This window comes from Mesorhizobium sp. LNHC252B00 (assembly GCF_000502955.1).
Lineage (GTDB): Bacteria > Pseudomonadota > Alphaproteobacteria > Rhizobiales > Rhizobiaceae > Mesorhizobium.
Genome location: NZ_AYWO01000005.1, coordinates 280366 through 306664, shown reverse-complemented (window position 1 = coordinate 306664; position 26299 = coordinate 280366). Strand labels below are relative to the sequence as shown.

Sequence of the window (26299 nt, the reverse complement as noted above, 5' to 3'; positions counted from 1 at the left end):
AGCCCCGTGGCAGCGACGAACGATGTGAGGCGCGAGATTTATAGCCTCAACGCAAATGCCAAGAACAACAAACCTTCAGAGTGGAGAGAAGACATGAGCAGGATGGGAATTCTCAAGTCGTTGATGTCACCGGTCAGGACTGGCGTAATGGCTCTTATGGCCGTGTGCATCGGCGCCGGGTTGATTTCGGGAGCCGCCGCCGCGGATGACAATCCCTATGGTCTTATTGATGCGAAAGTCATCAGCGTTGGTACCATGGGCGATGCCAAACCCTACGCTTTCACCCAAGCGGATGGCACGTTCACCGGCTTCGACATCGAATTGTTCCGCAACGTCGCGAGCCGCCTTGGATTCAAGCCGGATCAGGTGATCTTCACCGGCCAGGAATTCTCGGCGCTGATGCCTTCGGTTGCGAACGAACGTTTCGATGTCGCGGTCGCGGCAATCGGTACGACGGAAGCGCGCAAGAAGACCGTCGACTTTTCCGACGGCTATCTCGCGGGCTATCTCTCGGTACTTACCGCCGACAAGGCGATAAATTCGGCGGATGGGCTCAAGGGCAAGCGCCTCGGCGTCGTGCAGGGTACACTGCAGGAGATCTATGCGGCGAAGAATTTTGTCGGAACCGATCTCGTCAAATTCCCCGACAACAACTCCGCCGTTTCCGCGCTGAACAACGGAACCGTCGACGCGCATTTCCTCGATTACGAGGCCGGCAAACAATATGGCGAGCGTTATCCGGGGCTGACGATAGCGCTCAACATTCCTTCCTTCGACGCACCCGCGGGCTTCGTGCTGCGCAAAGGCAACGACAAGTTTCGCGAGGCGTTGAACACTGCCTTGCATGCGGCGATGCAGGACGGCACCTGGAAGACGCTCTACGAGAAGTGGTTTCCCGGGTCACCTATGCCCGACCAGTATCTCCCCAAGAAGTAACCGCGCACAGCCGCCGGCTGTGACGGCCGGCGGACGCGCGCTCGCGCCTGAGTTCATGGTGACGCAAATAGTGCAATAAAAAGGGGACCGAATGGACTGGCTTGAAAACCTGCGTCGCAGTTTCCTCGACTGGCAAGCCATGGCCGACGTGCTGCCGAGCATGATCACCATCGGACTGAAGAACACCTTGATCCTCGCCGCGGCGTCCACGGTACTCGGTGTCGTTCTCGGCATGGTCCTTGCGATCATGGGCATCTCGCAATCGCGCTGGCTGCGCATTCCGGCGCGCGTCTACACCGATATCTTCCGTGGCCTTCCGGCGATCGTCACTATTCTGCTGATCGGCCAGGGCTTCGCTCGCATCGGCCGCGAAATCTTCGGGCCTTCCCCCTATCCGCTCGGCATTCTCGCCCTCAGCCTGATTGCTGGGGCCTACATGGGCGAAATCTTCCGCTCAGGCATCCAGAGCGTCGAGCGCGGGCAAATGGAAGCCTGCAGGGCGCTCAGCATGAGCTATGGGCAGGGCATGCGTCTGATCGTGATTCCGCAAGGCATTCGCCGCGTCCTGCCGGCTCTGGTCAACCAGTTCATCGGCAACGTCAAGGATTCGAGCCTTGTCTATTTCCTTGGACTACTCGCGTCGGAGCGCGAGATTTTCCGTGTCGGTCAGGACCAGGCGGTGGTCACCGGAAACCTCTCGCCATTGCTTCTGGCTGGCGTGTTCTATCTCGTCATCACCGTGCCGTTGACCCATCTCGTCAATTACATCGACAACTCGCTGCGAGTAGGCAAACAGAAGGCCGGCATCGTCACCAGCGGCCTCGCCGAGGTGAGCGAACTGGAAAGCGCAATCAGCAGTCCTCATTCGGGGACCAGCACTGAAGGCAGTTTGGCGCTTCCCCGGTTCAAGGGCGGCAGTCTCGCCATCAGCAATCTCGACATGGCCTATGGCGATCTCGATGTACTCAAGAGCGTCAGCCTGACGGTCAAACCGGGCACGGTCACATGCGTCATCGGTCCGTCAGGTTCGGGCAAGTCGACCCTGTTGCGCTGCCTCAACCGCCTGGTCGAGCCCAAGGGCGGCGACGTGCTGCTCGATGACGCCAGCATCCTGGCGATGAAGCCTGAAAAGCTGCGCCGGCGTGTCGGCATGGTGTTCCAGCAGTTCAACCTGTTCCCCGACCACACAGCCCTAGAAAACGTCATGCTGTCGCTGACCAAGGTCAAGGGCATTCCGCCGCAGGAGGCCGAGCGCATCGCCGAGGCACGCCTTGCCGATGTCGGCCTTGCCGCTNAAGGTCAAGGGCATTCCGCCGCAGGAGGCCGAGCGCATCGCCGAGGCACGCCTTGCCGATGTCGGCCTTGCCGCTCGCAAACACCATCGTCCCGGCAGCCTTTCCGGTGGCCAGCAGCAGCGTGTGGCAATCGCGCGTGCGCTTGCAATGAACCCGGAGGTTATTCTGTTCGATGAGGTGACAAGCGCTCTCGATCCCGAACTGGTGAAGGGCGTACTCAACCTGATGGCGGATCTCGGCCGGCGCGGCATGACAATGGTGGTCGTTACCCACGAAATGGGCTTTGCCCGCAAGGTCGCCGATCAGGTCGTCTTCATGGATGAAGGCCGCGTCATCGAGGCCGGCACGCCTGCTGCGATCTTCGATAATCCCAAAAGTGTGCGTCTGAAACATTTCCTTGCCGAAGTGCTTTGATCGCACCATCGCAGGCCCTGAGGCACATCGAAACCCAAAGTGCCTTCGTCGCGGCCGCCCAGTCCAAACTCCATACAGTGAAAGAAATATCTCATGGCTACATCGCATTCGGTCTCAAAGGTGGTTGTTGTCGGGGGCGGTATTTTCGGTGTCTCCTCGGCCGTTCATCTTGCAAGGCTCGGCATCGAAACCGTCCTGGTCAATGATGGACCGCTCGCCAAGGGAGCTTCCGGCCGCTCGCTCGCCTGGCTCAATTCCGCGCGCAAGCGGTCGGCTGAGTATCATCGGCTGCGCATGATTGGCATCGACCGCTACCGGACGCTGTCCGCGAGATATCCGGATGCCACCTGGCTGCGTTTTGACGGCGGCCTGACATGGGATGCGGACGACGCCTCGAACGAGATCGCCGATGTCTTGGCCCATGAGAAAGACCTCGGCTATGACGCGCGGCATCTGTCCCCAGATGCGATAGCGTCGGTCACCCCGGGCATAGATGCCAGCGCGGTCACGCCTCAGGGCGCGATCTTCAACCCAGGTGAAGGCTGGGTCGATCTGCCGTCGCTGATCGAGATATTAATTGCGGAGTTCGTGGCGCGTGGCGGCCAGCTTGTCACCGATGCCGGAAGCGCCGCGGTCACGGTCGTCAACGGCCGCGCCACTGGCGTCACCACGACAAGCGGCATCTGCTTTACCGCCGATGCGGTGCTGCTGGCCACCGGCGGTGATGTGCCGGGCATGGTTGCACAGTCCGGCCAACATATCGCCGACGGGACGCCGATTGCGCTGCTGGTCAGGACCAAGCCGATCCACTTGCCGCTTCGGGCGGTGCTCAACACGCCACGCGTCGCCATCCGACCGACGCCGGACGGAGCTTTCGTGCTCGATTCCGCCTGGTCGGAAGAAGAGGTGGTCGTCAATTCTGATGGCGCGTATGGCGTGCTGGATTCCACTGTTCAGGGGCTTCTCAACGAAGCCTCGAAGGTTCTCGCGGGCCATCCGAAACTGGATCTGGAAAGCTATGGTGTCGGCCCCAAGCCAATTCCCGCGGACGGCGAGCCGGTATTTGGCCAATTGAAGGACATCGAGGGCTACTACGTCGCCTTCAGCCACAGCGGCGCAACGCTTGGCCTGATCGCCGGCGAGCTGCTTGCCGACGAGATCGCAACCGGGAGAGAGCACTCACTCCTTGCAAACTTTCGGCCGGCTCGATTTTCTTGAAGATCTATGCAAAGTAGCCGCGGCTTCGCCGGATCGGCGATCATCCGGGTGGCGGATTTATGAATCACAACGCTCTCCCCGCATCCAATGCTTCCATCGCCAGGCGCCATTCGTTCGGCTCGACACGGATGAAAGGTAATCTCGCGTTTCGAGGAATGGCACGCCCTTGCACATGCGCGTGTTGCAGACGATGGCGCTCGGGCGCCCGCCTGCGCTGGTACGCGCGCGGTTGAACGCGCCGCGCAACGCCTCCAAGTCATTTCCGTTTACGATGCCAGGTTCGACGACTTCATCGACTGCTTCAACAAGCAGCGGCCGTACTAGGGCTCGACATTGACCGTTCTGCCGAGCACAGCATGCCGTAACCGCGCAACTACGCTCGCCTGCCTGATGATCTCGATTGTTGCTTTCACGACAAGAGTGTTACTGCGCGAGGCGTACGTCACGCGGCGTGTCGCTGTTAACTGTGCGCCTTAGGCGCTGTCGCGACCGCTTTGCGTATTGCGGACGGGATGCCGATAGACGTGGTGTTCCGACTCGAGGCGGCGCTACGGTCGCCGTTCGCCCAGAAAGGGCAGGACCTTGTTGAGAACTTTTTCAGGAATTTCCTCGGCCATGTAGTGGCCGGATGGCATCGCGGCGCCCTGAACGTTGCGAGCGAAGCCACGCCAAACGTCGAGCATGTCGAATTGCAACCATATCGGGTTTTGCGTAGCCCACAGCACTAGGAGCGGGCACTCGATGCGCTTTCCCGAATCCGCTTCGTCCTGTTGCAAGTCGATGCTAACGCCCGCCCGATAATCCTCGCACATGCCATGCATGGCGTCCTTGTGCGACAGGACGCGCAGATATTCCTGCCACGCAGGCTGTGTGATGGAGCCGGCGTCCACGAGATCCCCAATCTCATAACGAAGGAACGCTAGAGGATTGGCGGCCAGCAGGGTCTCGGGGAAGTCACTTTCCTGGATGAAGAAGAACCATTCCCAATAGCGCGAGGCGAAATTCTTGTCGGTCTGCGCGTAGAGAAACCCTGTCGGCAAGATGTCGAGCAGGCAGACCTTTTCCAGCGCTTGGGGATGATCCAGCGCCATGCGGTGCAGCACCCGCGCGCCACGGTCATGTCCGATCGCGTAGAAGCGGTCGAACCCGAAGGATTTCATGACCGCCAGCTGGTCGGATGCCATCTCGCGGAAAGCGTAATTGGCATGATCGGGCAATCCCTGGGGCTTGCTGCTGTCGCCATAACCGCGCAGATCGCTGGCCACCACAGTGTATGTCTTGGCGAGCTCTGGCGCCAGTTTGTGCCACATGACATGGGTTTGAGGGCAGCCATGGAGAAGCAGCAAGGGCGGTCCTTCACCGCCCACACGGCAATTGATGTTGATAGAGCCGACCTTGACGGTGTGAACCGAAAAATTTTTGAAAAGTGGCGGTTGGTCAGACAAGGGCTCAGTCTCTACTTTCTTGTGCCGCGGGAAGATTGTGAACCTGCGGATAGGAATTGCCGTCCAGCTGCGTATCGATGCATGTCATTCTGCGTGTCTAACGGCTGCTTTGCGCGTGGCATATTCAACTGTTGGCGTTCTTGATCAGCTCGGCGCTCGTTCGGCGATCGCTATGACGGCGGCATGCGTATTGCCTGATACGATAACGGGCATGATCGAGGCATCGACGATGCGAAGCCGATCGGCGTCGCGGACCCTCATGTCCGGACCCACCCCTGGATCTGCGGCTGGCCCCATTTTGCAGGATCCGACCAGATGATAGCTGACGCCGACCGTATCCGTTATCAAACCTCGACGTCGTGGCAGCACTCTATACTTTGGCCGGGAGAAATCTCATCGGCGCGCAGGTCACTGAATGGCGATCGGAATACGATATTGCGGACACCCCTTACAGCTTCGCGGAATGCATTATGTCCCGAGGGCCTGCAGATGATTGAAATGGAACTCTGGAAAGACGTCAATACGCGGACTTTTGGTGTGGACCGCGCCGCGGCTTTTGACGCCGATCAGTTCCAGACAGATCCCGAAACCGTGTCCCTCCTGACCTCGACCAGATCTGCTGTAGGGTTCATCGGCCAGGACGGCCACACCCAGCAAGAGACCGTCGTTCGAGGAGCCAAGTGCCTTTCCTGTAACGTGCCGTTCTCAAAAGGCAGTGGCGTCCCCACCTTCGACGACGTGGTCGCGAATGGGGCAAATCGTTTCCTTATGGAGCTTCGTAAAGCTCCAGCGGCAATCCATCTGGGTCCCTGAAAAAGGTAAACCGTTGGTCTGTATACGGATCGATCCGGATTGGCTCAACGGCAACGCCTGCGGCTTCCAGCCGCTTAATTACGGGATCAAGATTCGCCACGGCAAATGCCAGATGTCTCAGGCCTGTCGCCTCTGGATGGGACGACCGCATCGCTGGTGCGGGGAAGGAGAACAATTCCAGTTGGACCGATCCGATCCGCAGATCCGCCTTCCATGACTGCCGCTCCTCCCGATAGACTTCCCGGATCAGATCGAGGCCGAGGAGTTCGACATAGAACCGTCGCGACCGGTCGTAGTCGGTGCAGATGAGCGCGACATGGTGAATGGCGTTCAGCATGCTGCTAACTCTAGTCAAGCTGGGATTTGGGGCCAAGGTCAAATCGGGTATGTGGCAGCTTGTTGATGTCTCCGTCCGCGAAGGCTCGCCTCCTCCATACGGATTTTCATCTGCGCGCAATCGGCGACATTAAGTCGCCGCCGGACGGCAATCAAATCCGCCAATGTCGGCCGCCCTCGTCAGCCGCCAGTCTTGCTGCCGGGCGCGCTCGACGATTTTGTCGATTTGGTGATTCCGGAGCTGCAGCGCCGCGGCCTGTTCCGCACCGCTTACGAAGGGCGGACGCCGCGCGAGAACCTTGCCTCCGACGTCCCGAAAACCCGTGGACATCAGCACGCTCGACCGTGCTGGCCGCCGAATAATCCTCAGAAGCGAAGGGCAAGACGATGACTTTTGCAGAACGTCGAACAGCCGGCCGTCATCGGCATGCACAGAGACCGGACCAACATCGGTGTCGATTTGCTGCGCCTCGGCAATTTGACCGCGGGCCGCTTCCTGTCGCCATGGCGTTCTCGTCGGATTTCCGGTGCTGTGGCAGGTGGCGAGCAGCGCCGGGTCGGTGAATGCCGCTGTGCTGCCGCCCATCGGCATGATCGCTGCCGCTCTGTGGAAAGGGCTCGCTGGCGGCGCCTTGCTCGGCGACATCGCCATCATCCTGCAACGTGCCGGCATTGCCTTCGCAGCAGCCGTCGCGGTCGCCATTCCGCTCGGTCTGTTCATGGGCCAGGTGCGCGCGGTCGAGACCGCGCTCGACCCAATCCTGCAGCAATCGCCTCGCAAGAGCTTGCGCTGGTTCAGGGGCTGAGGTGCTGATCTAAAAATGAGTTCAGCTTGTCAAACGGGATGAGGTTCACACGGTCATACAGGTCGACGTGACCCGCGCCCTTGACTCAGTGTAGTTCCTTCGGCTCGGCGGCCTTGGAGAACGCCAGCTCGCTGAATTCCCGGGAATGAGCCTGGTCGCCGGCGATGAACAGCAGGGGCCGGGGCGAGACCGTGTCGAGGTCCTCCCTCTTGCTATTGACCGTCAGCTCGAGCCTGGCGTCATAGACGCCGCCCTTCGCGTCGAGCGTGACAGCGCTGAGCGTAGCTGGCTTGCCGGGCGCTGTGCTGAAGGCGCCGTCCTGCTCGATGTTGGTGTCGCCGGTGCGAGCGGCACTTTCAACATGGAAGGAATAGGTGCCCCTCACGCTTTTGTCGGCATGGGCGAGCGCCTCCAGCGAGACCATGCCGCCTTCCTGCGTAGCCGGATCTTGCAGCGCACCGGCCCGAGGGACAGCGGTGGCCATGGCCGCCAGCGCGCCGGCCGAGATTAACACGGAGGCAAGCGCCCTACCGCACGGCCGGGATGCTTCGGTGCGCAGAACTGAATGTCCATGACCTTCATTTCCATGATTTGCGCCACGAAGGGACCAGCCGCCTTTTCGAAGCTGGGTTCACATTGAACAAATAGCGCTGGTCGCGGGGCACGAGGATTGGAAGATGTTGCTGCGATGGCATCTTAAGCCGGAAATGCTTCATAACCGAGCAGCTTGGCTGATCGGCAAGGACCGCAATCTCGAACGGCTATGAACGTCACATCCGATCGATCACTACTGTACGATCACGCCGCTTCGATGGCGTCAGTCGTTGATAAGACCTGCGTTTTTGGAGGGAGCGGAAGTTCGCGGAACCACCATTTTCTCGACGTGGTCTGCAACAAGCCAAGCACCAATCTCTTTGGAACAGGACCCATCTAAGCGCATTTAGATGATTCTAACTGAGGAGATGGCTATGCAACGTGAAGCAACGCGACATCGTCACGTTAGGGTTGGCGATCGAGACCTCTTTGTCCGCGAGGCTGGCCGTGAGGATGCTCCGGCCGTGCTACTACCACACGGCTATCCGTGCTCCTCCTTCCAGTTTCGACGGCTTATGCCCGCTTTGTCCGACCGCTGGCGCACCGTCGCCTTCGATTGGCCAGGCTTTGGATACAGCGATACGCCGGAACCGGCCGGGTTCGGGTATGATTTCGATGCTTATGCCGACGTGCTCACTGACGTGACCGATGTGCTCGGACTAGAGCGCTACGCCCTCTGGCTCCATGATTATGGATCGCAGATCAGCCTTCGGCACGCCATCGCGCATCCAGACGGGATCGCGGCGCTCATTATCCAGAACGGCGACATCTACGAGGACGTGCTTGGTCCCAAATATGCGACGATCAAGGCATGGTGGGCAGACAAGACGGACGAGAACCATCGTCCGCTTGAAGAGGCGGTGAGCGAAGAAGGATTTCGCAACGAGTTCGTCGGGGAGGTTTCGGGGGAGATCGCCAGCCGCCTTCCGCCAGACCTTTGGAAGCTTCATTGGCCACTGATGGATACGCCGGTACGTCGGGCCGTGTCGGTGGGGCTCATGGAAAAGCTTGAACAAAACCTCGAATGGTTCCCGCGCTACCAATCCTATTTGCGTGAGAACCAGCCTGAGACACTGATCATCTGGGGGCCGCAGGACGGCTATATGCCGGAAGAATCGGCTCGCGCCTATTACCGTGACCTGCCGAATGCCGAACTGCATCTCCTTAGGGATGCCGGGCACTGGCTGCTGGAGACGCATTTTGACGAAGCCCTGCCCCTCGTCCGCAACTTTCTCTCGCGCATGCTGCGCTAATCTCCGGAGCGAACGACACTTCAACAAGGAGACCGTCATGGCCACGAAGCCGACCATTGCGCGTATCTGGCGCGGCCGCACTCGTCGCGACATCGCGGACATCTACGAGCTCTACATGCGGGCAGAGGGTATTCCGCCGCTTCAGAGAGTGGCGCTCGGCGTCCAGCTTCTCCGCGAGGACCGGGACGACGAGTCCTGGTTCACCACCATCTCCTATTGGCCGGACTTCGAGGCGATGTTTGCCTTCACCAAGCGCCGGCCGACCGAAGTGCATCATCTCGACCGTGATGCGGAGTTGCTGATCGAACTGCCCGAGCGCATCGAAGTCCATCGCATCTTGATCGACGACCAGAACCTGCGTTGATCGGGGCGGCATGCGCAATCTCGTGCGGTTCGGGGTCATGTCGTTGATCTGGGGCCTGACTTGGGCCGCGATCAAGTTCGGGCTCGATGCGGGCGCGCCGCCGTTCTTGTTGGCTGGATTGCGCTACCTGCTCACGGCGGCGATCCTTTTGATCGTCGTGCGGGACCTCCGGTCCGCTTTCGCGGAGGGCCGATACGGCCGCATCATCGTTTCGGCGCTTCTGAGCATCAGATTGACCAATCCCGCGTATCTAGTTGGGTGCGTCAAGTTCTCGAAAAATGGCGTGGCAGTAGCTGTGACGTCGGCGTGTCCGCCGCGCAGCGTCACAACAAGGCCGATTGCTGCCAAGTTCCTAGCGTGCGCTCCCGGTTCTTGATGAACAACGAACGAAAAGAGCATGCTTCGATGTCGGATTCGGCGCGTGGTGTATAGATGGACGTGATTCTTTCCGCCGATGAGGTTCAATCAAGCCGCCCCCTTCACCTTCATCTTGAGACCGTAAACACTTCCGGTCGCAGTGATAAAGAGCAGGTCGTTATCTTTGCCACCAAAGGTCACATTTGTCGTCGTCTCGGGCACATCGATTTGTTCGATCCTCTTTCCCATTTTATCGAATACAGCCACACCAATCTGGGGTGAGATAGACGTTGCCGTTAGAGTCAATGGTCATGCCGTCAGAACCGAGTTTGCAGAAGACGCGTTTGTTCGTGAGCCCGCCATTGGGCTGGATATCGTAGGCATAGGTCCTACTCGCGCCGTAGTCCGCCACGTAAAGCAACTTGCCGTCGGGCGTGCCAATGATGCCGTTGGGCTTCTTCAGGTCGGTCGTGACACGCGTAACGGTCTTGCGGTCGGGCGTGACGAAGTAGACGTCTTGGCCGTCCACCCGCGTGTTGCGATCGTGATATGAATCGAAATCAGGGTCGGTAAAATAGATGCCGCCGTCCGGACGAATCCACAAGTCATTCGGGCCGTTGAACACCTTGCCGTCGAAGTTCGTCACCAGCACCGTAACCTTCTTGTCGGGCGCAATGGACCATAGTTCGCCCTTATCGGGGGCGACGGCGATGAGATTGCCGACAAGTTCCATTCGCGCGTCCCGCTGGCTTGAGCCAGTCGGAGAATTTCCCGTCTGCCGCGCTCCACTTAACGATCCGATTGTTGGGGTCATCGGTGAAGAAGACGTTGCCATCAATATCCGCTGCCGGACCTTCGGTGAATCCATAACCTTCGCCCAATTTTTCCAACTTCGCACCAGGCGCGACGACGGAGGAATCCGCTGCGACGGTGGGACCTGTTGTGAGCGACAGAAGGGCGAGAAATGCGCAGGTGCAGCCGAATGCTTTCATGAGCAGGAGATTGGGCCAAAATGGGAAGTTGTCTGCGGCGTCGGCAACCAGAAATCTTGTCATTTCGGTTCCTTCCGATGAACAGCTAGGTTCCAGCTGAGCGCTCCCTCAATAGCGGGTCTCACAATGTAGCGGTCTCGCGACTGCAACCCCCGCTGTGCGCGAGCGTCTCGAATGTTCAAGTTTGTCCCACCGCGTGGTTGCGTGGTTGGACCTTCCAATCTCCTTCAGAAGCGCGCTCAATTCCGCTGGAGGCGCAAGGCAGAAGATTCGAAAAGCTTCCAAGAACCCCAGCCAAACAAAATCAATGGCATATTCGTACTTTGCGACCTCTCGGATCTTCACGAGTCCGCCGCGAAGTAGACGCCGGTTGCAAATCATACCAAATCAAAGTCGCCTGCGCTGAGACTAGCGAGGTTGACGTTGTAGAGTCTGAGGGTATCTCCCGTGAGTGTGTCGAAGACCACATCCGCATTGTGTTGCGTCGCAAAATCCAAGATCTGAGATGTGGCGAAAAGCTCATCGGGGATCCGAATTATGTCGGTTCCTGGCGTGAAGTCTGTGATCACCGCGCTTACGAAACCAGCCGAGAATACGAACGTGTCGCTACCTCCTTGGCCAGTTATGGTGTCGTTGGCGATAGCATGGAGAACGTTCGACTGATCGTTGCCGTAGAGTCCGTTATTGTCCCGGATGGCTTCGACTGAGCTCGATAAAAAAATACTGTCCCTCTGATCGGCGGAGAGTGTCAAGCCACTGGCGATGAGGGTATCGTCGCCCTCGCCGCCATAGACATGGGAGACCGTGAAGGCGTCGGTCACGGTGAAGATAGTGCCGTCGGCATTGCTGCTCTCGATCCGGGAACTGACAGTCATTCCCGACAGATCGAGCGCGGCTTCCTCCGTGGTGAGCGTACCGCCATAGATGGAGTTGATGCCCGCCAGGTTCGCCTGCTCGACCTTGAGCGTGCCGCCGATCGAATAGGCTTCGATATTGGAGATCACCGTCGAAAACGGAACCGTGAGGTCGAAGGAGCCGTTAAATACGACGGTGTCTTTTAGCGGATAGGTGGAACCACCCTGATCATTGTAGCTGCCCGTGCCACCATCGATCAGGCTGGTCGTCTGAAGCTGGGCGGCGTTGTTGAGGACAAAAATATCCTGGTTGGCATCGGCCCCGTGCAGGGCATAGGTACCATCGGCAAGATAATAGTAATTGTAGCCGCCGTCGTCATTTGAATTGAACACTCCTCCCGCATGGATTGTCGCAGTCCCGCTCGACAGATAATAGCGGTTGAAGGCGGCGTTGGCGTCGGAGATGGTGGCCTCGCCGGTCGAGAAATAATACGATGAATCGTCGGCGCCGCCATCCGCTCCATCAATGATCGCAGTGCCGCTCGACAAATGATAAAAGCCGCCATGGATGCCGTCCAGGTCGAGCGACACATTGCCCGAAGACAGATAGATCGACGTCTCGTTGCCGGAACCGCTGACACTCACCGAAATGTCCATGCCGTCGCGCAAGGTGAGCGCGGTGGGGCCGGAACCATTCACATAGGTCAGCCGCACCGCATCGACGCCCGCCAGAACCGAGGGTCCATTCAGGTCGAAGCTGCCACCCCCAAACAGCGCCAGAACATCATAACCACCCCCAAGGTCGATGCTGTCGGTGGGGTTTAGATCCGGCGCCGTAGCATTCAGTGTGCTGTTCGTCAGGTCGCTGGAATCGAAGGCCAGCGTATCGGCGCCGGCAGTCAGCTGCAGGGGCGCCACATAGGTCCCGCTTCCATCCATAATCGTCTCGACAGAACTGTTCAGAAAGATCGCCGCCCTCTGATCGGCGGAGAGTGTCAAGCCACTGGCGATGAGGGTATCGTCGCCCTCGCCGCCANCCCCAAACAGCGCCAGAACATCATAACCACCCCCAAGGTCGATGCTGTCGGTGGGGTTTAGATCCGGCGCCGCTGAAATAACCGTCGTATTGAGGATCGATGGTCCGAGATTGTCGGTTCCCTCCGTAAGGGTGGCATGGGCCTGCACGGCGGGCGCAATGTTGCCGATCTGGTTCAGCGCCGAAATCACCGCGGCATCAAGCCCACTGCCAGAATATGAATTGACGACGGCATCGATTTGGCCGGGGTCATCTGCCGCGGCGGCCAAGGCATTAGAAGCGCTGCCCTGGGCAACGAAAGCTATCGCCGTGGCGTCCGCGACCAATTGCGCTGGCGTTGATGCGGTCGCGGCGTCATCCGCCAATGTTTGATTGCTGGCAACCACGACCTCTTGGAGTGCCTGGAGGAGATCGGCATCCAGAGCACCTGATGCAGCAGCTTCAGCGATCACACCGATTGTCGATGAATTGGTCAGGTCAAGAGCTTCGCCTGCGCCAAGACCCAATATCTGGCTTGTAAGAGCCGAAAACACACTGGTTGCGGCGGCATCCTGATCTCCGCCGGCGCCGGCAATCGCAGCCGCCATCATGCTGACCGTGTTCAGGATAGAAATGCCGGCAAGGAAAGTATCGGCATCATTCTGGAAAGCCGCCGTGATGGGATCGAGTGTCAGGAGATCGATATCCGGCGCGAGGCCTAAAGCGACAAGCACCATCGCTTCGGCGCCTGCAACATCCAGGTTTGAAGCCGGATCATCGACCAGAAGTGTGACCAAAGTTGTCAGCGGGCTGACAACCGCCGATCCCGATGGTGCAGTCAGCGTTCCAATCAGGGCGTTATTCGTCGAGGTGTCTGTTCCGCCAATAACGACAAGATTTCCCGATCCTCCTTGTAGAACAAAGTGCCCGAAGTCGTCGGTGACTGCAGAATACTCACCGACGTCGAGTTGACCATTGCCGTCTGCGTCGGCAAAGACCGTGGCTCCTGATATGTAACCATCGACGGCATATCCCTCCTGAACGAGTGAGAAGACAAAATCAGTTGCGGTCGACGAGTTGCCAGCAGCATCCGTCTGTCGGACCGCAAACGCATTCGGACCAAATTGAGGTGCGAACGTGCTCTGCCAGTGGGCGCCACCATCGAGGGAGTATTCGACCGTGGCACCGATCTCAATACCCGTCACATTCAACGCGCCATTGTTCGTGATGTGATCGGTATTCGAGGCGCCTGAGTCCACGATGAGCGCCACGCCGGGAGCGGAGGGAGCCTGTGGGTCCAAAACGAAGTTGAAATCCGTCTCAGCAGAGACGTTGCCGGCCATGTCGGTCTGGCGCACCAAAACCGAGTTCGAGCCTTCAACCGCAGTAAACGACGAGCTCCAGCTGGTGCCCCCGTTGGTGGAGTATTCGACATGGGCGCCGACCTCGCTGGCAACACTCAATGTGCCGTCATTGGTGAGCAGGTCGTTGCCGGAAGAGCCGGAGTCCGTCGCCAGCGCCACATTGGGCGCCGCCGGATCGTTCGTATCGAACGTGAAGCTGAAGCTGGTACTGCTGGAGACGTTGCCGGCCACATCGGTCTGGCGCACCAAAACCGAGTTCGCGCCTTCAACCGCAGTAAACGACGAGCTCCAGATGGTGCCCCCGTTGGTAGAGTATTCTATCAGGGAACCTGTTTCGCTGCCGCCGACACTCAGTGCGCCGACTTTACTAATGCCATCATTGTTCGAGGCGCCACTGTCGGTGGCCAGCGCCACTGTTGGTGCGGAAGGCGCCACTGTATCAACGGTCAGAATCCCCGATGGATTGGACGCAGCGCCAGAGATGTTGGCGATGTTGCCCGTTGCATCTGTGATAGTTGCAGAATTGAGAATGAGCGACGTGATAGCGAGATCGGATGTATTCTGACCGGCGGTAACCGTGTATGAGAAGGTCAGTGTCGAGCTGCCCGAGCCACTCAGATAGGTTGCTGTGCCACCGCTGTTCAGGGTCAGCGTCGGTGTCCCGCCTGCAACGACAACAGGTTCCGAGAAGGTCACTGCAAGCGTCACCGTATCGCCAGCATTTAGCGATCCGCCGGGCGTGCCGTAAGCAGTCGATGACACCGTTGGGGCCGTAGCATCGGCAATTTCGGTAATAATGTCACTGGCAGTCAATGTCTCCATTGTGGATATCTTGACGACCACATCTGCAATATGGTCGCCCGTCGTATCGACGTTGACGAAGGTGCTGCCTCCAGAGACGGAGGACCAGACGCTGTAGTTGGATGCGGCCGCGCCGCTCCAAGTGAGGGTATGTCCGATTTGAGTGACTAGGCCACGCAGGTCGATTTTGTCTTGCAAGGAAGCCGTCGCCATCTCAGCCGCAGATGTGAAACCATTGATGACGTCGCCCGTTTTGCTGTTGAAAGCGCCGGCCGCCGTGGCCTGTGAATCACTTACCAAATCCAAGACATAAAGATCGCCCCCGGCACCGCCAGCCAGCTTGTCGGCGCCCGCTCCACCGACCAGAATATCGGCGCCGGCACCGCCGTTGAGGTCGTCATTCCCGGCTTCGCCAAACAGCTTGTCATTACCGTCGTTGCCACCCAACGTGTCGTTCCCGTCGCCGGCATGGATGACGTCGTTGCCAAGCCCGCCACGCAGATCGTCAGTACCGGAGCCCGTCGCGTTTGCCGTCTGTGTTCCTCCATAGAGGATGTCGTCATCGGCTCCGCCGTCAATCAGGTCATTGCCGGAACCGCCGATCAGCAGATCGTTTCCCGCCTCGCCGAATAGGCTGTCATTGCCTTTGGCGCCATCGACCTCGTCATTTCCGATCCCGGCATGAACAGTGTCCGCCCCGATGGTTGTGCCATTGGAATTCAAGAAAACCCAGCTAGCTCCATCCCAGTAATATGTTCCAAGCGGATTGATCCTCTCGCTCAGAAACGTTCCGGTAATGTTAGCCATGGCGGATCCCCTATCCTCAAGATCACTGGTGGCTAGGAGTCTGACCAGCGATTGTCACGGAGGATGAAGCGACGGACTTCCAGATGTTCTGAGCGCAGGACGACAAATGCTCGCTTCCTTGCCAAATCGAGGCAAGTGACCGCCGCAGTTTGTAATCGAGCAATTACTGGACCAAGAATGTGCCGGTGAGCAAAATACCAGCGGGTCACGCGGTTCGTTGGTCGCAGTATCCTCCCTTATTACACGGCACTAGGCTCCCGCGCTAGAACGGTGTCAAACGCCAATAGAGTTGCTAATGTACCACCTTTGCACAGCCCGCGCCGACAGTAGGCGTAAGGCGGACGTCGAAAGGCTCGTGGTGCCGATTCCAGTGTGGCCTGAAAGCGCTTTGTTTCAGGAGACCTCGCCTTCCCGGTTGCGGTTATTTCAGTTCCAGCTAATTAAATGGCGAAGAGGCTGGTGGGTCATCAACGCGACTGAGAAGTTCAAACCCGGCAGCATCGACGACTGAGTTGACGAACTCGTAGTGAAGTCGTGCATCCTCCGAAGCCGTGCCCGGAGCATCGTCGCGGCCTGCGACATGAACGGACGCGCTCCGGTCGAGGTCCGCGGGCGCTCCTCACTGACTGCTTCTTCACTCTACCCGCGCACGCCGCGGCGGCTGGCAATGCCCACCTGCTCACCGTTGACCCTGTCGCGGGTGCCCCAGATACGGCACCGAGATGTACGGCATCGTCGGCGAGCAACGCCCCGGACACAGCCACGAACAAGCCAGCCGAACCACCTTCGTCCGCGACGCCCTCCTAGACTTCGCCGCGGGCAATCACGACCGGCTTTGGAAGGCCGTGTCGCACTACACTTAAATGCAAGATTGCGCCGGCCTCTCGCGACCACTAATGCCCCACACGATCCGTCGAGGTCCAGCCTTGGGGCTTGCTGGGCCGCTTTTCTGTCTTCGCCCCCATCTCGCACCGCCTGGTCATCAGCTCCCTCAAAGGTCGGCGTCTGGCGAGGATTCTATTGGGCCGACCTAAATTCCAGATGTCCCGATGCAGGCGCCATGTCCCGTCGTCGCCCATTTACGCTCGATATGCCGAGCAAAGGCGGCGCCCTCTTAGCGGCGCTGACAAAATTCATGGACGCCGCCTTCAACAGCGGAAACGGCAAGGGCGTGGAAGAATTCTGTGAGCGCGCGATCAAAGCCGGAATGAAGAATCTCACCCGTGTCGATGGCCGTGGCGAGCCGACTGTGCGTTCGCAGATAATGCAGACGAAAGAAGCAGCACAGCAGCAAATGCAAATGACTTGATCAATCTCATCTCATCCACCCGTTTGCGTGGTCGACATCCACCGGATGACCATGGCCTCAGCCTCAGATTGTCGCCCCTGAGCTAGGTTAGCAGGATACAAAGCATGGGGATTGCAACAAGCAGGACATACAGGCGAAATGGACCGTTCAGGGTGGTTTGTGAAGCCGTGCGCTGCTCCGGAAGGTTTACTTGCTTCGTGCTAATATGCTTATAAGTTTAGAAAGCTGGAACCGGCGTCGATCGGCCGAGACCGACTGTCCATTCTCGCCGCTCGACCCGGGAAATACAATGTTAACTATCCATTTGCGCAGAAGTTGTGTTGCCGGATCATCCGGCGTCACCGCATGCGGGTGCCGAGAAGATGCTTAAGGTCTTCGCTGTGGTTCAGCATGCCCATTTTGCCTTGAGGGTTTCATTAAGCTGCATATGCCAGCTTGCATCTGGTTGGTATCAATAGGCGTTTCGCCCAGTTGTTATTTCAGCGGTTGAAGCGGGCGCACTCGGTTGCGTCATTGATCATCAACCAATAAAGAGCGGATAAATCAGACAAAAGGACCAACCGATGACCAACCAAACTGATAACAGCGCTGCCGAACTAGCTGAGTTAACCGCCGACATTGTCTCAGCATATGTCAGCAACAACCCGTTGCCGGTGACCGGCTTGCCGGATGTGATAGCATCGGTTCATGCTTCGTTGGCCGGACTTGGCACGGCGGTCGCGCCTGCCGTCGAGCCGCAAACTCCTGCGGTTAATCCAAAGAAGTCGGTGACGCCGGACTTCATTATCTGCCTCGAGGACGGCAAGAAGTTCAAATCCCTGAAACGGCACCTCAGCACGGATTTCGGCCTGACGCCTGACGCCTATCGCGCTAAATGGAACTTGCCGCACGACTATCCGATGACGGCTCCGAATTACGCAGCTCAGCGCTCGCAACTTGCGAAATCCATCGGGCTTGGCCGCAAGTCTGAACCCGCCGCACCAGCCAAGAAGGCAGCTGCGAAGCGGAAAGCCAAAGCGTAGTCCGCCGCCACCTGACGCCGTTAAGACTCAGCTATGCCTTGAGGCGCGGCGGACTTGCGCGCGTCTTGCCTCGGGCGCATTGAAAGGGCATGAGCACCGAGCACGAAAGGCGACCGAGCTGATGGCCGGCAACCCGCGACTGACCGGCGCATAAGCCAAAAATGGACATGGGATTTGCGTTCCCACGGTGTTTTGACTGGAGGTTTGTTGTCGCCGAATTCGCCTGACAGATAGGACAGGTTTCGGCCGCCGGGACTAATTGTTCATCTTGTCATTTTCCCAAGGGCGCCATCAGATTGCACAATGTCGGCGAGCCGGTTCGGAGATCGCGGCCGCCGGCTTTGCAATCTGAGCAGCCAAAGACCCGACATGATCCCAATCATAGCTCCGTGATCTTCGCCGTAGGGCAGCGGACAGCGGAAACGCACGCCGATGGGGCTTCCAGCCAGCCAGGGTCGTCAAGGTGTTGCTAATATGCAAGCAGGGACTGCAGCTCTGACTGCCTCGCGCGGAACCACTTCCAATGACTTCCCGTTAGCGTCAAAATGACATCGCCAACGACGCGAGGCGACGAAGATGGAGCTAAACACCAAAACCCTTGAGATGTGCGGTCTTCTAGCCGTTCCGTTGTCAATTCTCATCACGGTACTACTAGCGGGTGCCATTCTCAGCTGAGCCAACTGGACGGTCGACTTGGATATCAGCGGGCTAAAGTCGCTGGCGGCCTCGACGCTGGATCGTCGCTGCGATCAGCTAAACTGACGGCAAATTGCAAATAGAATGGCACCCTGAGAAATCAGTCTTTAAATTCAGCATTTTTGGGGGTGATCCGCTGGTAGAGCTGATGTCGCCGAACTACCGTTCCGGGGCGTCGTCTGGGAGAAACGCAAAGCTCACCTAAGCTGCCCACTCGCGATTATTCCAACAGTTACTCCCGTTGAGGCCAGTTTCCGAACCCATCGTATCTCATGGGGTGCATACCACCGATCGCGAGACGCGCCGCTTCACCAACTTGTCCGGCGAAAACCAGGCAAGGTCGCGCCCACCCCGATGTTATTTGCTGACCAGGGGATGCAGCCTTGTGTCGAGGGCAAAAGCTTCCTGAAACGCACCTTCGCCACTATTCCGTGTCGCGGCATAGACGGCCTGGTCGAGTCGCCACGCAATGAGTTCCGTTCCTCCGAGCGCTATCGGCAGAGCCGTCATGCATAGACGCCGTATTCAAGCCGCTCGAGATAATCTTCGACCAGTTCCACGCCGGCGGGAGTGCCCAGCAGATCGATCGGACGGCGCTGGTCGAGACCGATCGCCGGACGCTCCAACCATTGTTCGGCTTCCGCCTGCGTGCCGAGGACATCCGTCGCCTTCGCCAGGATCTCTGCGAATTTCCAAGTCCGTCCGCTCTGCTCCTGGCTAAGAGGCTTGGATGGAGCGTCTTTGCGTCGCTGCCAGGTTCGCAGGCTCATGCCAACCGCCTTTTCGAGCGATGTTTTCTTGTTGATGAAGACCAGTTGTCCGACGAGGTGGTTTAGCGCCGAGCCCGGCAGACCGAGTAGCAGCAGATCATGCGCGTCAAGGGCACTGGTCAATCGACGCGACAATATAAGAGACCCGCCGAGCAATGCCTCCACCCTTTGGAGACCACCGCCTCTCGCTTCAGTAACGACCTTATCCGCCGTAGTCGCCATATGCACCTCCTGTGTCATCTGTCGCATCAAACATGATAGTGACGTTCGAGATTTCAAGTGCGTGCGACACTCGGATTGGCCCGCCTCAATCCCCTATGAATAAATTTGGACTGGCTGGGGATGTTGCATTCACATTGCGCGTTGCAGCATTCTCAAATGCACAGGGTGATTTAGCGGCGGGCTTGATCGAACACCCCAAACAAGCTTCCGTACAATCGCCTATGCAGGCTCCGCCCCGCCACAGGACGGCGGAATTGGACCGCGGCGGACAACCACCAGGTGCTTTACGAAGATGACATAATCCGCATGCTTTCAGTCACAGTCGCGCCTGGCGAGACGGAGCCATCATCATCGCTGGCCGTCAATCTTCATCATCGATCGGCTGGCATGCGCGACCCCGATAGCGAAGGCAAGGAAATCGTCTTGCCGCTTCCCGCTACCTTCGAGATGCCGCTGATCCTGAAACTGCCGGCCCAACCGGCACATGCGGATCGCAACGTCGACACAAGCCGATTCACGGCACCCGAGTCGAGCTCAAGCAACGCTTTCCAAAATAGGCGCAACATCATCGTTGCGGGCGCCATCCACATTCGATTTCAGCACAATATCAGCACCCGTTCAGGACGCGGGGCCCTGCCGCTGCGATGCTTGCGGGACACCAACCTGAGAATGGTCATGAAAATCGCCCTTACCGAAGACCTCGTCGCTAAGATCGATCGCAAAATCGACGACGCCGGCCCGGCGCCGGGGCAGCGCAGCCTGGAGGATCACGACTACCTTGACATCCGCCGGCGGCTGCTTGCGGGCCGCCCGCGCGACGTGTGGGTGTTCGCCTATGGCTCGCTTCTGTGGAACCCCTGCTTCGACACCCTGGAGGAACGGCCGGCGACCGTCGACGGCTGGCACCGGCGGTTTTCGCTGTGGCTAACCCGCTGGCGCGGCACGCGCGAGCGGCCGGGTCTGATGCTTGCGCTCGACCGTGGTGGCAGCTGCCGCGGCGTCATCTACCGCCTAGCCGACCATGACATCGACGCGGCCATCGACCGATTGCTGCGTCGGGAGATGTCGGCAAACCCGCCGACCAACATTCCGCGATGGGTCTCGGTTCGAACCGCAGGCGGCAATTTGCGGGCCATCGCCTTCGTCGCTGATCGCAGTGGCCCCGGCTATGCGCCAGCGCTGCCCGAGCAAACCACCGTAGAGATCCTGTCGCTCGCCGCCGGCCATGTCGGGAGTTGCGCCGACTATCTTCGCAACACCGTCCTTCAGCTCGAAGCGCGCAACATCCGCGACGCAACCTTATGGCGGCTGCAGGGCAAGGTCGCAACCTACCTGGCATCGCTGCAATCGAGCGCGACCTTGCCACCCTCAACGTCGGAGATTGATCATGCATGCGAAGGTTAATGGACCATTTCCCCCCTCGGAAATCGCAAGGGAGGCGGTGCACCGTATCCTGTCGACGGGCAACATTGATCTTTGTGGCGGCGAAACGGTGCAGATGCTGCACTATCTCGATGGACTGATGCCCCATGACATAATCATAGTCGCTGGCAAAGGAAGGCGTGGGCTTTGGAAACGCTTTTCCGGCGTCTTTCGGACTTGACCTTTAGCGACTTCTGCCGCTCCGATGGTCGTGGCGCATTTAGGCGCGGCGATGGTGCAAAGGCTTGGCACAACAGATCGGCAGCGCTGTTCTCGATCTCGAGCGCGGCACGTTGCGGCGCGACGGCGAGATCGTGCCGGTCAGGCCAAAGACTTTCGACTTGCTTACCTTCCTGGTGCGCAACCCCGCCCGTGTGCTGAGCAAGGACGAACTGTTCCAAGCGGTCTGGCCCCATACCATCGTGACCGAGGATTCTCTCACCCAGTGCATCCGTGACGTGCGCAAGTGTATAGGCGACGAGATGCAGTCCTTGGTCCGCACCGTTCCTCGACGCGGCTACATATTTCAGCCTGCCGACGACTTCGCGCCCGTTTCGCTGGCGCCGGCCACTGCCGCCGTCGTAACCGGACGAACGCCCGAACCGATGGTGGCTATCCTGCCGTTTCAAATCAACGTTGACGATGCGACGGCAAAGCCACTCTTTGACGGGGCGGTCGAGGAGATCACCAATGCACTGTCCTACTTCAAGACAATTGCGGTGCTGGCGCGCCATTCGGCTTTCGCACTCGCCGAACACTCTGTTCAGGACATCTGGGCGACCGCCGAGCGTCTCGGCGCCGACTATGTCGCGGAGGGCACCGTCGAAAGCAATCCCGGTGGTTACAGTGCGCGCGTGGTGCTGTCCGAGACGGCCTCCGGCCGGAGGGTGTGGGCGCACGCTTTTTCATTTGAGGTCAGCGAGATTTTCGCTTTCCAAAGAACGGTGGCGCAACGGATTGCCAGCGCGCTCGTCGCCAACATCGAGAGCGCGGCTATGCGGCGCATTTCCCCCGCACCTGCTGCCAACATCACGGCTTATGTTCACATCTTGCGCGGCATTGCGCTGCTGCGCAGTTATGGCGAGCGGGTCAACCACGAGGCCCGCGACCATCTGCTGAAGGCGCTCGAAAGCGATCCGGATTCGGGGCTCGCCCACGCCTACCTCGCTCTGGCCGATACGATCATAGGAGGTTACAGCTCCGCATCCCGATCGGTGCTGGACCAAGCGCGCGACCGGGCTCTCCATGCCACGGCCCTCAGTCCCGATGAGGCTCGATGCCATCGCATCCTCGCACTGATCCTGCTCTATCAGTCGGACTTCGACGCCGCAGCACAGCATTTCGCCCGCGCGCTTGAGCTCAATCCCTACGATGCTGACACCTTGGCCCAGACCGGCTTTTTCGAAGCCATTCGGGGCCATGGCGAGACCGGCCTGGCGCTGCTCGATCAGGCCATTCATCTCAATCCGATGCACCCGGCATGGTATTATTTCGACAGGGGCGAGGCGCTGTTTGTCCTTGGTCGCTATCCGGAAGCGGTGGCCGCGTTTTCGTGCCTGCCGCGCAAGAGCGGATGGTATTGGGCTCGGCTTGCCGCGTGCTATGCCCTGGAGGGGGACGTCGACAGGGCCCAGCGGTGCGCAGTGGAAGGACGGCAGCTGGAGCCTGGCTTGACCGTGCAGGCGATCGTCGCGGATCTTCGCTTCGAGCGTGTCGAGGATCGGGAACGAGTAAGGTCCGGTCTCGAACTTGCAGGTTGGGGCGCTAGCGAGACAGCTGGATAGTTCAGGTTCGAGGCCGGTGCGCTGCTTGCTTCTCGGCCTGCGAGACGCGCTGCATGACCCCGAAGTTGCGGGCGAGGATCGTCGGCGTCCACCTACCGAAGAGGCTTTCGCAACGTATTTAGCCAGACAGATTGTTTTCCACCGGAGGAACCGTGCTCTCATTTCGCTGTTTGATAATTGAACGGCAGTTTTTTCGGACAGGAGACCATGAGATGAACGGCTTCTTTTCGCATTAGCCATGGTGGCTTTGTCAACCGGCCTTGCCTTTGCTCAGTCGAGCACCAGTGGATCGTCCACGACGACTACCACCACAACGATGCCGAGCACCAATGACCAACAGAGAACTGACTCGACCATCACCGGCGGGACCAATCCGAACTCGGCGAGGCCCTGCGCCCCCGGTCAACAGACCGGCAGCGCAAAGCAGGCCGCTCCGGGGCAACAGGATACCGCCGCCAAGACCGCTGCTCCAGGGCAGATGAAAAAGACGACGAAAGGTTGTTGATCAGCCGCTGAGCCGCGAGTCTGATTGGCCCGCGTCATCCACTAGTGACGCGGGCGGATTGTGTAAAGTCTGCTCATGCCTTCTACCTCGATATGCAAAACGGAACATGATCCGAACAGCAGAATCCTGTCTGTATGGTTTGTGGCCAGCGGCAAACGCTACGAGTTCGAGGACGTGCCGCCCGCCTTTGCTGCATTTCGAGCCGCTTTCGCCAAGGGTCGCTACTTTAACGATCACCCGCAATCACTTCCGGTATCGTCAGGCCGACCAAGACGACGATCCTTGATGAGGTTTGCTGTTTCCGCTCTCGCGGGCTTCAAATCTCCTCTGGCTCTTCGTTTTGTCGACCTCACCGGCAGCGCGAAGCAGCCCCCGCGATGCTCCGCGGCTGGATAAAGGTGAGGGACCCATTTACCGGACGTTCGATCATCGATGCGGTCTTACTGGTGATCTATAGCTGTCGACGACAAACAAGGCCTTCCAGCGGGCGGGCGGCATCAACGTTGCGCTGCACGCCTGAGAGTGCGAGCACACTAGGCTTCAGCCGTTCGTCCTTGCCGTAGTCATCGGCGGCGTGGAAGAATAATCGCGGCGTGTCGTTGATTTCTTCGAGCCTCTTTCGGTAGGCCTCCAGGTGGGCCTTGCGGCCATCGTCGCCGACGCGGCCCGGCATGTAGGCGACAAGGGGTGGCAGCACATCAAAGCCTGAGTAGCGTAGCAGGCCATTGAGGATCGGCCACAGAACCGTGAGAAATGCTTACTCTAGCGCGTCCGCTGGGGAGAATCGTGATCACCGTACTGGTCAGCGCGACCTCGTCACCGATCTCAAATTCCCGAGGTATGCCGTGGTGCAACATGGGCTTTCTGCGGTGCTTTTCTTATTAATGCTGCAAACTGACTTGGTTGCGCGAAATCGTACGTGAATGGTACAAAGGAGAGAGGATGGTGGGCCTGAAGCCCAGTCGTCCGGAACTGTAGCCAATGGGCGTCGCATCTATGCTCTGGCTGGATCACTTCCCGGCGGCGACCTCGTTTTGCTCAACCTTCGCCCTGATCTCCAGAAGCTTGCTGAATTTGGTTCATCACATGTTGGGGATCGATATTCTCTGCCAGTTGCGGCAGCTCGTTGTCGGCGGGGGTCGAGACGTTCAGACGCGCCGTCAAAGCAGCCATCATCTCGATCAGTCGCGTGGTTTCATGCTCGTTGAGAAGGCTGATCTGCAAGTCCAGTTCCGCTCGGTGCTCGCTGTGTTCAGCCATTCTGTTCTGATTGATCAGCACGAAAGTGGACAAGAAGATTGCCTCGACGGAGGCGACCATGGCCAGGATCACAAAAGTGGGGTCCCAAGCTGGGATGGATGGTATCGCGCCAAGGTTCGCGAGAATCCAGGCTACAAGAATTGCGAGATGCAAATAGACAAAAGGCATGCTTCCCGCGAAGCGCGAAACGGCGCCAGCAACTCGCACCTGAACGCCTTGGTTCTCCTCCTGTTGTCGTCTGTGGTCGACCAGAGTCTGTATGTTCTGGCGAAGGACGGACTGCATGTCGGCGGGACGTTGATCACTCATGTTTTTTGAATGCCATTTTTGTGAAAGCGGCGCTCGTCTCCCCCCTCGACTGGTCAGGCGGTCTCGAGCTGTGGCGACGAGCCCTGCAACTTGCCACCATCGCGAACACCGCCCGCGGCGCCCTTACGAACCCTGTGGCCGAAGCCCGAAACGATCTCAAGGAGAAACCCACTGATCTCTCCATGCAGGCGTGGTGCATCCGCTTCCGGGTCGAACAGCCGGTCCCCAGATCCGGCCACGATGCCGGTCGGCTCGGCGATATTCTTCTAGCTAGCCTTCGACAACAGGCCTGCGGCCAACATTTCGCCCAAGGCCAGGCCAGCCTCACAAGCAGCGGCAGCAGGTGTGACGGAGAGCGGTGCCGATTACCGGTAGGGCCGGGAGTGCGGCTAGCGCAAGATCGAGCCGCGGAGCCGGATAGCCGGAGAGCAGCACCACGGCCAGGGTGGAGCATGCCTGCGGGCCGGCACGAGGGCTGCCCGAGCTCCCCAGGAATGTCCAAGCACGAGATATTGCTCGATACCGTCAATGTAACTATTAGCGAACTCCCGTTGCCTCGCCAGACGGGCCTTACCGCTTCTTCACCTCCTCGACCCGCACCTTGGCACCGTTCTCCTTTGCCATGGCCAGCGCCTTATCCTTGGTGGTCTGACAACGTAGGTTCCGACCATCGCCTGTGCAATTGAAGCCCGCGCCCTCTGTGAGAGCACGGGCCGATCAGAGAACACCGATCTTCAGCAGGCGATGGAGGGCACCTGCCGCACGCACAACCCTTAGGGACTGTTAATGTTCCATCGAGACTGATTGAAAATCGACTTCCAATCGAGGTCGTCGCTTCTTCGGCGTTGTAGCTGAACCCCACGGCCATACGACCGTTTTTCCACGAGAGAAACGAAGGAGTTCGCCACCATGGACTGGAACCGCGTCGAAGGAAATTGGAAGCAGGTCAAAGGCAAGGTGAAGGAACANGAAGGAGTTCGCCACCATGGACTGGAACCGCGTCGAAGGAAATTGGAAGCAGGTCAAAGGCAAGGTGAAGGAACAATGGGGCAAGCTCACTGATGATGATCTTAACCGCATCGCCGGCAGGCGCGATGAAACTACGCCACGAAGGGCAAAGGTCCCAACCCAATAATCGAGCGGTGGCCGCCTTCACGTCAGTCGGCGTGATGGCGCGCGGCGGCTTTGTGTTGCACTGGCTTGGCGGGGACTCAAACGCATTCGGCGTTGGGAATCCAGCCACTCACGGGCTCCTGCGATATTTAAGGACACATATGGTGCCATCAATTGACAGGGGTCAAATTTAATGACACAGGCAGTGTCGTGAAATTTGGAA

The 26299-nt window shown here is 58.9% G+C and carries 23 protein-coding genes and 8 pseudogenes; 18 read left to right on the top strand and 13 right to left on the bottom strand.

All coding sequences use genetic code 11. The annotated features are described in order from the left end of the window. Positions 1–93 precede the first annotated feature (93 nt). The 3 genes and pseudogenes from X744_RS160070 (at position 94) to X744_RS160075 (ending at position 3863) form a co-directional block, all read left to right on the top strand. The gene (locus X744_RS160070) at positions 94–936 is read left to right on the top strand and encodes an ABC transporter substrate-binding protein (protein WP_023758546.1); all 843 of its coding nucleotides are present in this window, start codon (positions 94–96) and stop codon (positions 934–936) included. A gap of 91 nt (positions 937–1027) precedes the next feature. Beyond that, positions 1028–2645 (top strand): annotated as a pseudogene (locus X744_RS01000000169500) (amino acid ABC transporter permease/ATP-binding protein). A gap of 93 nt (positions 2646–2738) precedes the next feature. Then, positions 2739–3863, top strand: a complete 1125-nt coding sequence (locus X744_RS160075) for an FAD-binding oxidoreductase (RefSeq protein WP_023758545.1) — start codon at positions 2739–2741, stop codon at positions 3861–3863. 548 nt (positions 3864–4411) lie between these two features. Here the strand turns inward: X744_RS160075 and X744_RS160080 are convergent. After that, complete coding sequence (locus X744_RS160080) at positions 4412–5308, bottom strand: alpha/beta hydrolase (RefSeq protein WP_031259950.1); 897 nt, start codon at positions 5306–5308, stop codon at positions 4412–4414. A 144-nt stretch (positions 5309–5452) separates the two neighbouring features. Beyond that, positions 5453–5677: a GMC family oxidoreductase gene (locus tag X744_RS1000000171835; RefSeq protein ID WP_084025313.1), complete on the bottom strand. Its 225-nt coding sequence runs from the start codon at positions 5675–5677 to the stop codon at positions 5453–5455. 120 nt (positions 5678–5797) lie between these two features. On the opposite strand from X744_RS1000000171835, the gene X744_RS1000000173555 reads away from it, so the two are divergent. Next, on the top strand, positions 5798–6121 hold the full coding sequence (locus tag X744_RS1000000173555; RefSeq protein WP_156938511.1) for a hypothetical protein: 324 nt from the start codon (positions 5798–5800) through the stop codon (positions 6119–6121). Here the strand turns inward: X744_RS1000000173555 and X744_RS160085 are convergent. Further along, positions 6075–6458, bottom strand: coding sequence for a VOC family protein (locus X744_RS160085; RefSeq protein ID WP_023758542.1), 384 nt, complete (start codon positions 6456–6458; stop codon positions 6075–6077). The two genes, X744_RS1000000173555 and X744_RS160085, sit on opposite strands and share 47 nt — an antisense overlap. 183 nt (positions 6459–6641) lie before the next feature. On the opposite strand from X744_RS160085, the pseudogene X744_RS1000000173550 reads away from it, so the two are divergent. Further along, a pseudogene (locus tag X744_RS1000000173550) lies at positions 6642–6820 on the top strand (nitrilotriacetate monooxygenase); the annotation flags it as partial. A 137-nt stretch (positions 6821–6957) separates the two neighbouring features. Continuing rightward, positions 6958–7224 (top strand): annotated as a pseudogene (locus X744_RS01000000169490) (ABC transporter permease); the annotation flags it as partial. A 28-nt stretch (positions 7225–7252) separates the two neighbouring features. Here the strand turns inward: X744_RS01000000169490 and X744_RS1000000171830 are convergent. After that, a pseudogene (locus X744_RS1000000171830) lies at positions 7253–7453 on the bottom strand (alpha/beta hydrolase); the annotation flags it as partial. A gap of 27 nt (positions 7454–7480) precedes the next feature. Continuing rightward, positions 7481–7747 (bottom strand): annotated as a pseudogene (gene csgH / locus X744_RS1000000175965) (curli-like amyloid fiber formation chaperone CsgH); the annotation flags it as partial. A 68-nt stretch (positions 7748–7815) separates the two neighbouring features. Here csgH and X744_RS1000000175020 point away from each other — a divergent pair. The 5 genes and pseudogenes from X744_RS1000000175020 to X744_RS1000000175015 form a co-directional block, all read left to right on the top strand. Further along, positions 7816–8030 (top strand): annotated as a pseudogene (locus tag X744_RS1000000175020) (tyrosine-type recombinase/integrase); the annotation flags it as partial. A 201-nt stretch (positions 8031–8231) separates the two neighbouring features. Beyond that, positions 8232–9110, top strand: coding sequence for an alpha/beta hydrolase (locus tag X744_RS160090; RefSeq protein ID WP_023758537.1), 879 nt, complete (start codon positions 8232–8234; stop codon positions 9108–9110). A 37-nt stretch (positions 9111–9147) separates the two neighbouring features. Continuing rightward, positions 9148–9474, top strand: a complete 327-nt coding sequence (locus tag X744_RS160095) for a hypothetical protein (RefSeq protein ID WP_023758536.1) — start codon at positions 9148–9150, stop codon at positions 9472–9474. A 10-nt stretch (positions 9475–9484) separates the two neighbouring features. Continuing rightward, positions 9485–9850, top strand: coding sequence for a hypothetical protein (locus X744_RS1000000174415; RefSeq protein ID WP_023758535.1), 366 nt, complete (start codon positions 9485–9487; stop codon positions 9848–9850). Positions 9851–9906: 56 nt separating this feature from the next. After that, positions 9907–10113, top strand: a complete 207-nt coding sequence (locus X744_RS1000000175015) for a hypothetical protein (protein ID WP_245266526.1) — start codon at positions 9907–9909, stop codon at positions 10111–10113. Here the strand turns inward: X744_RS1000000175015 and X744_RS1000000174405 are convergent. From X744_RS1000000174405 to X744_RS160105, 3 genes are all read right to left on the bottom strand, one after another. Beyond that, positions 10082–10564: an SMP-30/gluconolactonase/LRE family protein gene (locus X744_RS1000000174405; protein WP_198032203.1), complete on the bottom strand. Its 483-nt coding sequence runs from the start codon at positions 10562–10564 to the stop codon at positions 10082–10084. The two genes, X744_RS1000000175015 and X744_RS1000000174405, sit on opposite strands and share 32 nt — an antisense overlap. Next, entirely contained in the window at positions 10524–10886 is a 363-nt protein-coding gene (locus tag X744_RS1000000174400) for a hypothetical protein (RefSeq protein WP_198032202.1), read from the bottom strand. Before X744_RS1000000174400 ends, X744_RS1000000174405 begins: the two co-directional genes overlap by 41 nt. A gap of 314 nt (positions 10887–11200) precedes the next feature. Continuing rightward, complete coding sequence (locus X744_RS160105) at positions 11201–15664, bottom strand: hypothetical protein (protein WP_156938509.1); 4464 nt, start codon at positions 15662–15664, stop codon at positions 11201–11203. Between the two features lie 1060 nt (positions 15665–16724). On the opposite strand from X744_RS160105, the gene X744_RS160115 reads away from it, so the two are divergent. Next, on the top strand, positions 16725–16973 hold the full coding sequence (locus tag X744_RS160115) for a hypothetical protein (RefSeq protein WP_156938508.1): 249 nt from the start codon (positions 16725–16727) through the stop codon (positions 16971–16973). Positions 16974–17536: 563 nt separating this feature from the next. Then, positions 17537–17995, top strand: coding sequence for a MucR family transcriptional regulator (locus X744_RS160120; protein WP_023758530.1), 459 nt, complete (start codon positions 17537–17539; stop codon positions 17993–17995). Between the two features lie 1101 nt (positions 17996–19096). Here X744_RS160120 and X744_RS1000000175010 read toward each other — a convergent pair. Continuing rightward, a pseudogene (locus tag X744_RS1000000175010) lies at positions 19097–19201 on the bottom strand (RES domain-containing protein); the annotation flags it as partial. Beyond that, a complete protein-coding gene (locus X744_RS160125) occupies positions 19198–19683 on the bottom strand; it encodes an antitoxin Xre/MbcA/ParS toxin-binding domain-containing protein (protein WP_023758528.1) in 486 nt (161 codons plus the stop codon). The gene X744_RS160125 and the pseudogene X744_RS1000000175010, both read right to left, overlap by 4 nt. 387 nt (positions 19684–20070) lie before the next feature. On the opposite strand from X744_RS160125, the gene X744_RS160130 reads away from it, so the two are divergent. The 4 genes from X744_RS160130 to X744_RS1000000171810 all read left to right on the top strand — a co-directional run bounded on the left by X744_RS160130 (position 20071) and on the right by X744_RS1000000171810 (position 23790). Beyond that, positions 20071–21087 carry a gamma-glutamylcyclotransferase gene (locus X744_RS160130; RefSeq protein ID WP_245266524.1) on the top strand — a complete coding sequence of 339 codons (1017 nt, stop codon included), beginning with the start codon at positions 20071–20073 and terminating at the stop codon, positions 21085–21087. Continuing rightward, positions 21071–21286 carry a hypothetical protein gene (locus X744_RS1000000173540; protein WP_156938507.1) on the top strand — a complete coding sequence of 72 codons (216 nt, stop codon included), beginning with the start codon at positions 21071–21073 and terminating at the stop codon, positions 21284–21286. Before X744_RS160130 ends, X744_RS1000000173540 begins: the two co-directional genes overlap by 17 nt. Before the next feature lie 64 nt (positions 21287–21350). Further along, positions 21351–22889 (top strand): winged helix-turn-helix domain-containing protein, encoded by a 1539-nt coding sequence (locus X744_RS160135; protein WP_023758526.1) that lies wholly within the window; start codon positions 21351–21353, stop codon positions 22887–22889. Between the two features lie 580 nt (positions 22890–23469). After that, positions 23470–23790, top strand: a complete 321-nt coding sequence (locus X744_RS1000000171810) for a KTSC domain-containing protein (RefSeq protein WP_084025305.1) — start codon at positions 23470–23472, stop codon at positions 23788–23790. Positions 23791–23845: 55 nt separating this feature from the next. On the opposite strand, the gene X744_RS01000000169480 is transcribed toward X744_RS1000000171810, so the two are convergent. From X744_RS01000000169480 to X744_RS1000000173535, 3 genes are all read right to left on the bottom strand, one after another. Then, complete coding sequence (locus tag X744_RS01000000169480) at positions 23846–24091, bottom strand: hypothetical protein (protein WP_031259937.1); 246 nt, start codon at positions 24089–24091, stop codon at positions 23846–23848. 341 nt (positions 24092–24432) lie between these two features. Then, positions 24433–24963: a DUF1003 domain-containing protein gene (locus X744_RS160140; RefSeq protein WP_023758524.1), complete on the bottom strand. Its 531-nt coding sequence runs from the start codon at positions 24961–24963 to the stop codon at positions 24433–24435. A 53-nt stretch (positions 24964–25016) separates the two neighbouring features. Then, positions 25017–25202 carry a hypothetical protein gene (locus X744_RS1000000173535; RefSeq protein WP_156938506.1) on the bottom strand — a complete coding sequence of 62 codons (186 nt, stop codon included), beginning with the start codon at positions 25200–25202 and terminating at the stop codon, positions 25017–25019. Positions 25203–25948: 746 nt separating this feature from the next. Here X744_RS1000000173535 and X744_RS1000000171800 point away from each other — a divergent pair. Beyond that, positions 25949–26062, top strand: a pseudogene (locus tag X744_RS1000000171800) (CsbD family protein); the annotation flags it as partial. Positions 26063–26299 lie beyond the last annotated feature (237 nt).

What these genes read in the sequence shown, in the direction of transcription:
- X744_RS1000000174405 (WP_198032203.1), bottom strand. Translation starts at nt 10,564, where the DNA reads ATGGAACTTGTCGGCAATCTCATCGCCGTCGCCCCCGATAAGGGCGAA.
- X744_RS1000000173555 (WP_156938511.1), top strand. Translation starts at nt 5,798, where the DNA reads ATGATTGAAATGGAACTCTGGAAAGACGTCAATACGCGGACTTTTGGT.
- X744_RS1000000171810 (WP_084025305.1), top strand. Translation starts at nt 23,470, where the DNA reads ATGCCTTCTACCTCGATATGCAAAACGGAACATGATCCGAACAGCAGA.
- X744_RS160115 (WP_156938508.1), top strand. Translation starts at nt 16,725, where the DNA reads ATGTCCCGTCGTCGCCCATTTACGCTCGATATGCCGAGCAAAGGCGGC.
- X744_RS160140 (WP_023758524.1), bottom strand. Translation starts at nt 24,963, where the DNA reads ATGAGTGATCAACGTCCCGCCGACATGCAGTCCGTCCTTCGCCAGAAC.
- X744_RS160075 (WP_023758545.1), top strand. Translation starts at nt 2,739, where the DNA reads ATGGCTACATCGCATTCGGTCTCAAAGGTGGTTGTTGTCGGGGGCGGT.
- X744_RS1000000173540 (WP_156938507.1), top strand. Translation starts at nt 21,071, where the DNA reads ATGCATGCGAAGGTTAATGGACCATTTCCCCCCTCGGAAATCGCAAGG.
- X744_RS1000000174415 (WP_023758535.1), top strand. Translation starts at nt 9,485, where the DNA reads ATGCGCAATCTCGTGCGGTTCGGGGTCATGTCGTTGATCTGGGGCCTG.
- X744_RS160130 (WP_245266524.1), top strand. Translation starts at nt 20,071, where the DNA reads ATGCGCGACCCCGATAGCGAAGGCAAGGAAATCGTCTTGCCGCTTCCC.
- X744_RS160120 (WP_023758530.1), top strand. Translation starts at nt 17,537, where the DNA reads ATGACCAACCAAACTGATAACAGCGCTGCCGAACTAGCTGAGTTAACC.
- X744_RS160095 (WP_023758536.1), top strand. Translation starts at nt 9,148, where the DNA reads ATGGCCACGAAGCCGACCATTGCGCGTATCTGGCGCGGCCGCACTCGT.
- X744_RS160125 (WP_023758528.1), bottom strand. Translation starts at nt 19,683, where the DNA reads ATGGCGACTACGGCGGATAAGGTCGTTACTGAAGCGAGAGGCGGTGGT.
- X744_RS1000000174400 (WP_198032202.1), bottom strand. Translation starts at nt 10,886, where the DNA reads ATGACAAGATTTCTGGTTGCCGACGCCGCAGACAACTTCCCATTTTGG.
- X744_RS160085 (WP_023758542.1), bottom strand. Translation starts at nt 6,458, where the DNA reads ATGCTGAACGCCATTCACCATGTCGCGCTCATCTGCACCGACTACGAC.
- X744_RS1000000175015 (WP_245266526.1), top strand. Translation starts at nt 9,907, where the DNA reads ATGGACGTGATTCTTTCCGCCGATGAGGTTCAATCAAGCCGCCCCCTT.
- X744_RS160070 (WP_023758546.1), top strand. Translation starts at nt 94, where the DNA reads ATGAGCAGGATGGGAATTCTCAAGTCGTTGATGTCACCGGTCAGGACT.
- X744_RS160090 (WP_023758537.1), top strand. Translation starts at nt 8,232, where the DNA reads ATGCAACGTGAAGCAACGCGACATCGTCACGTTAGGGTTGGCGATCGA.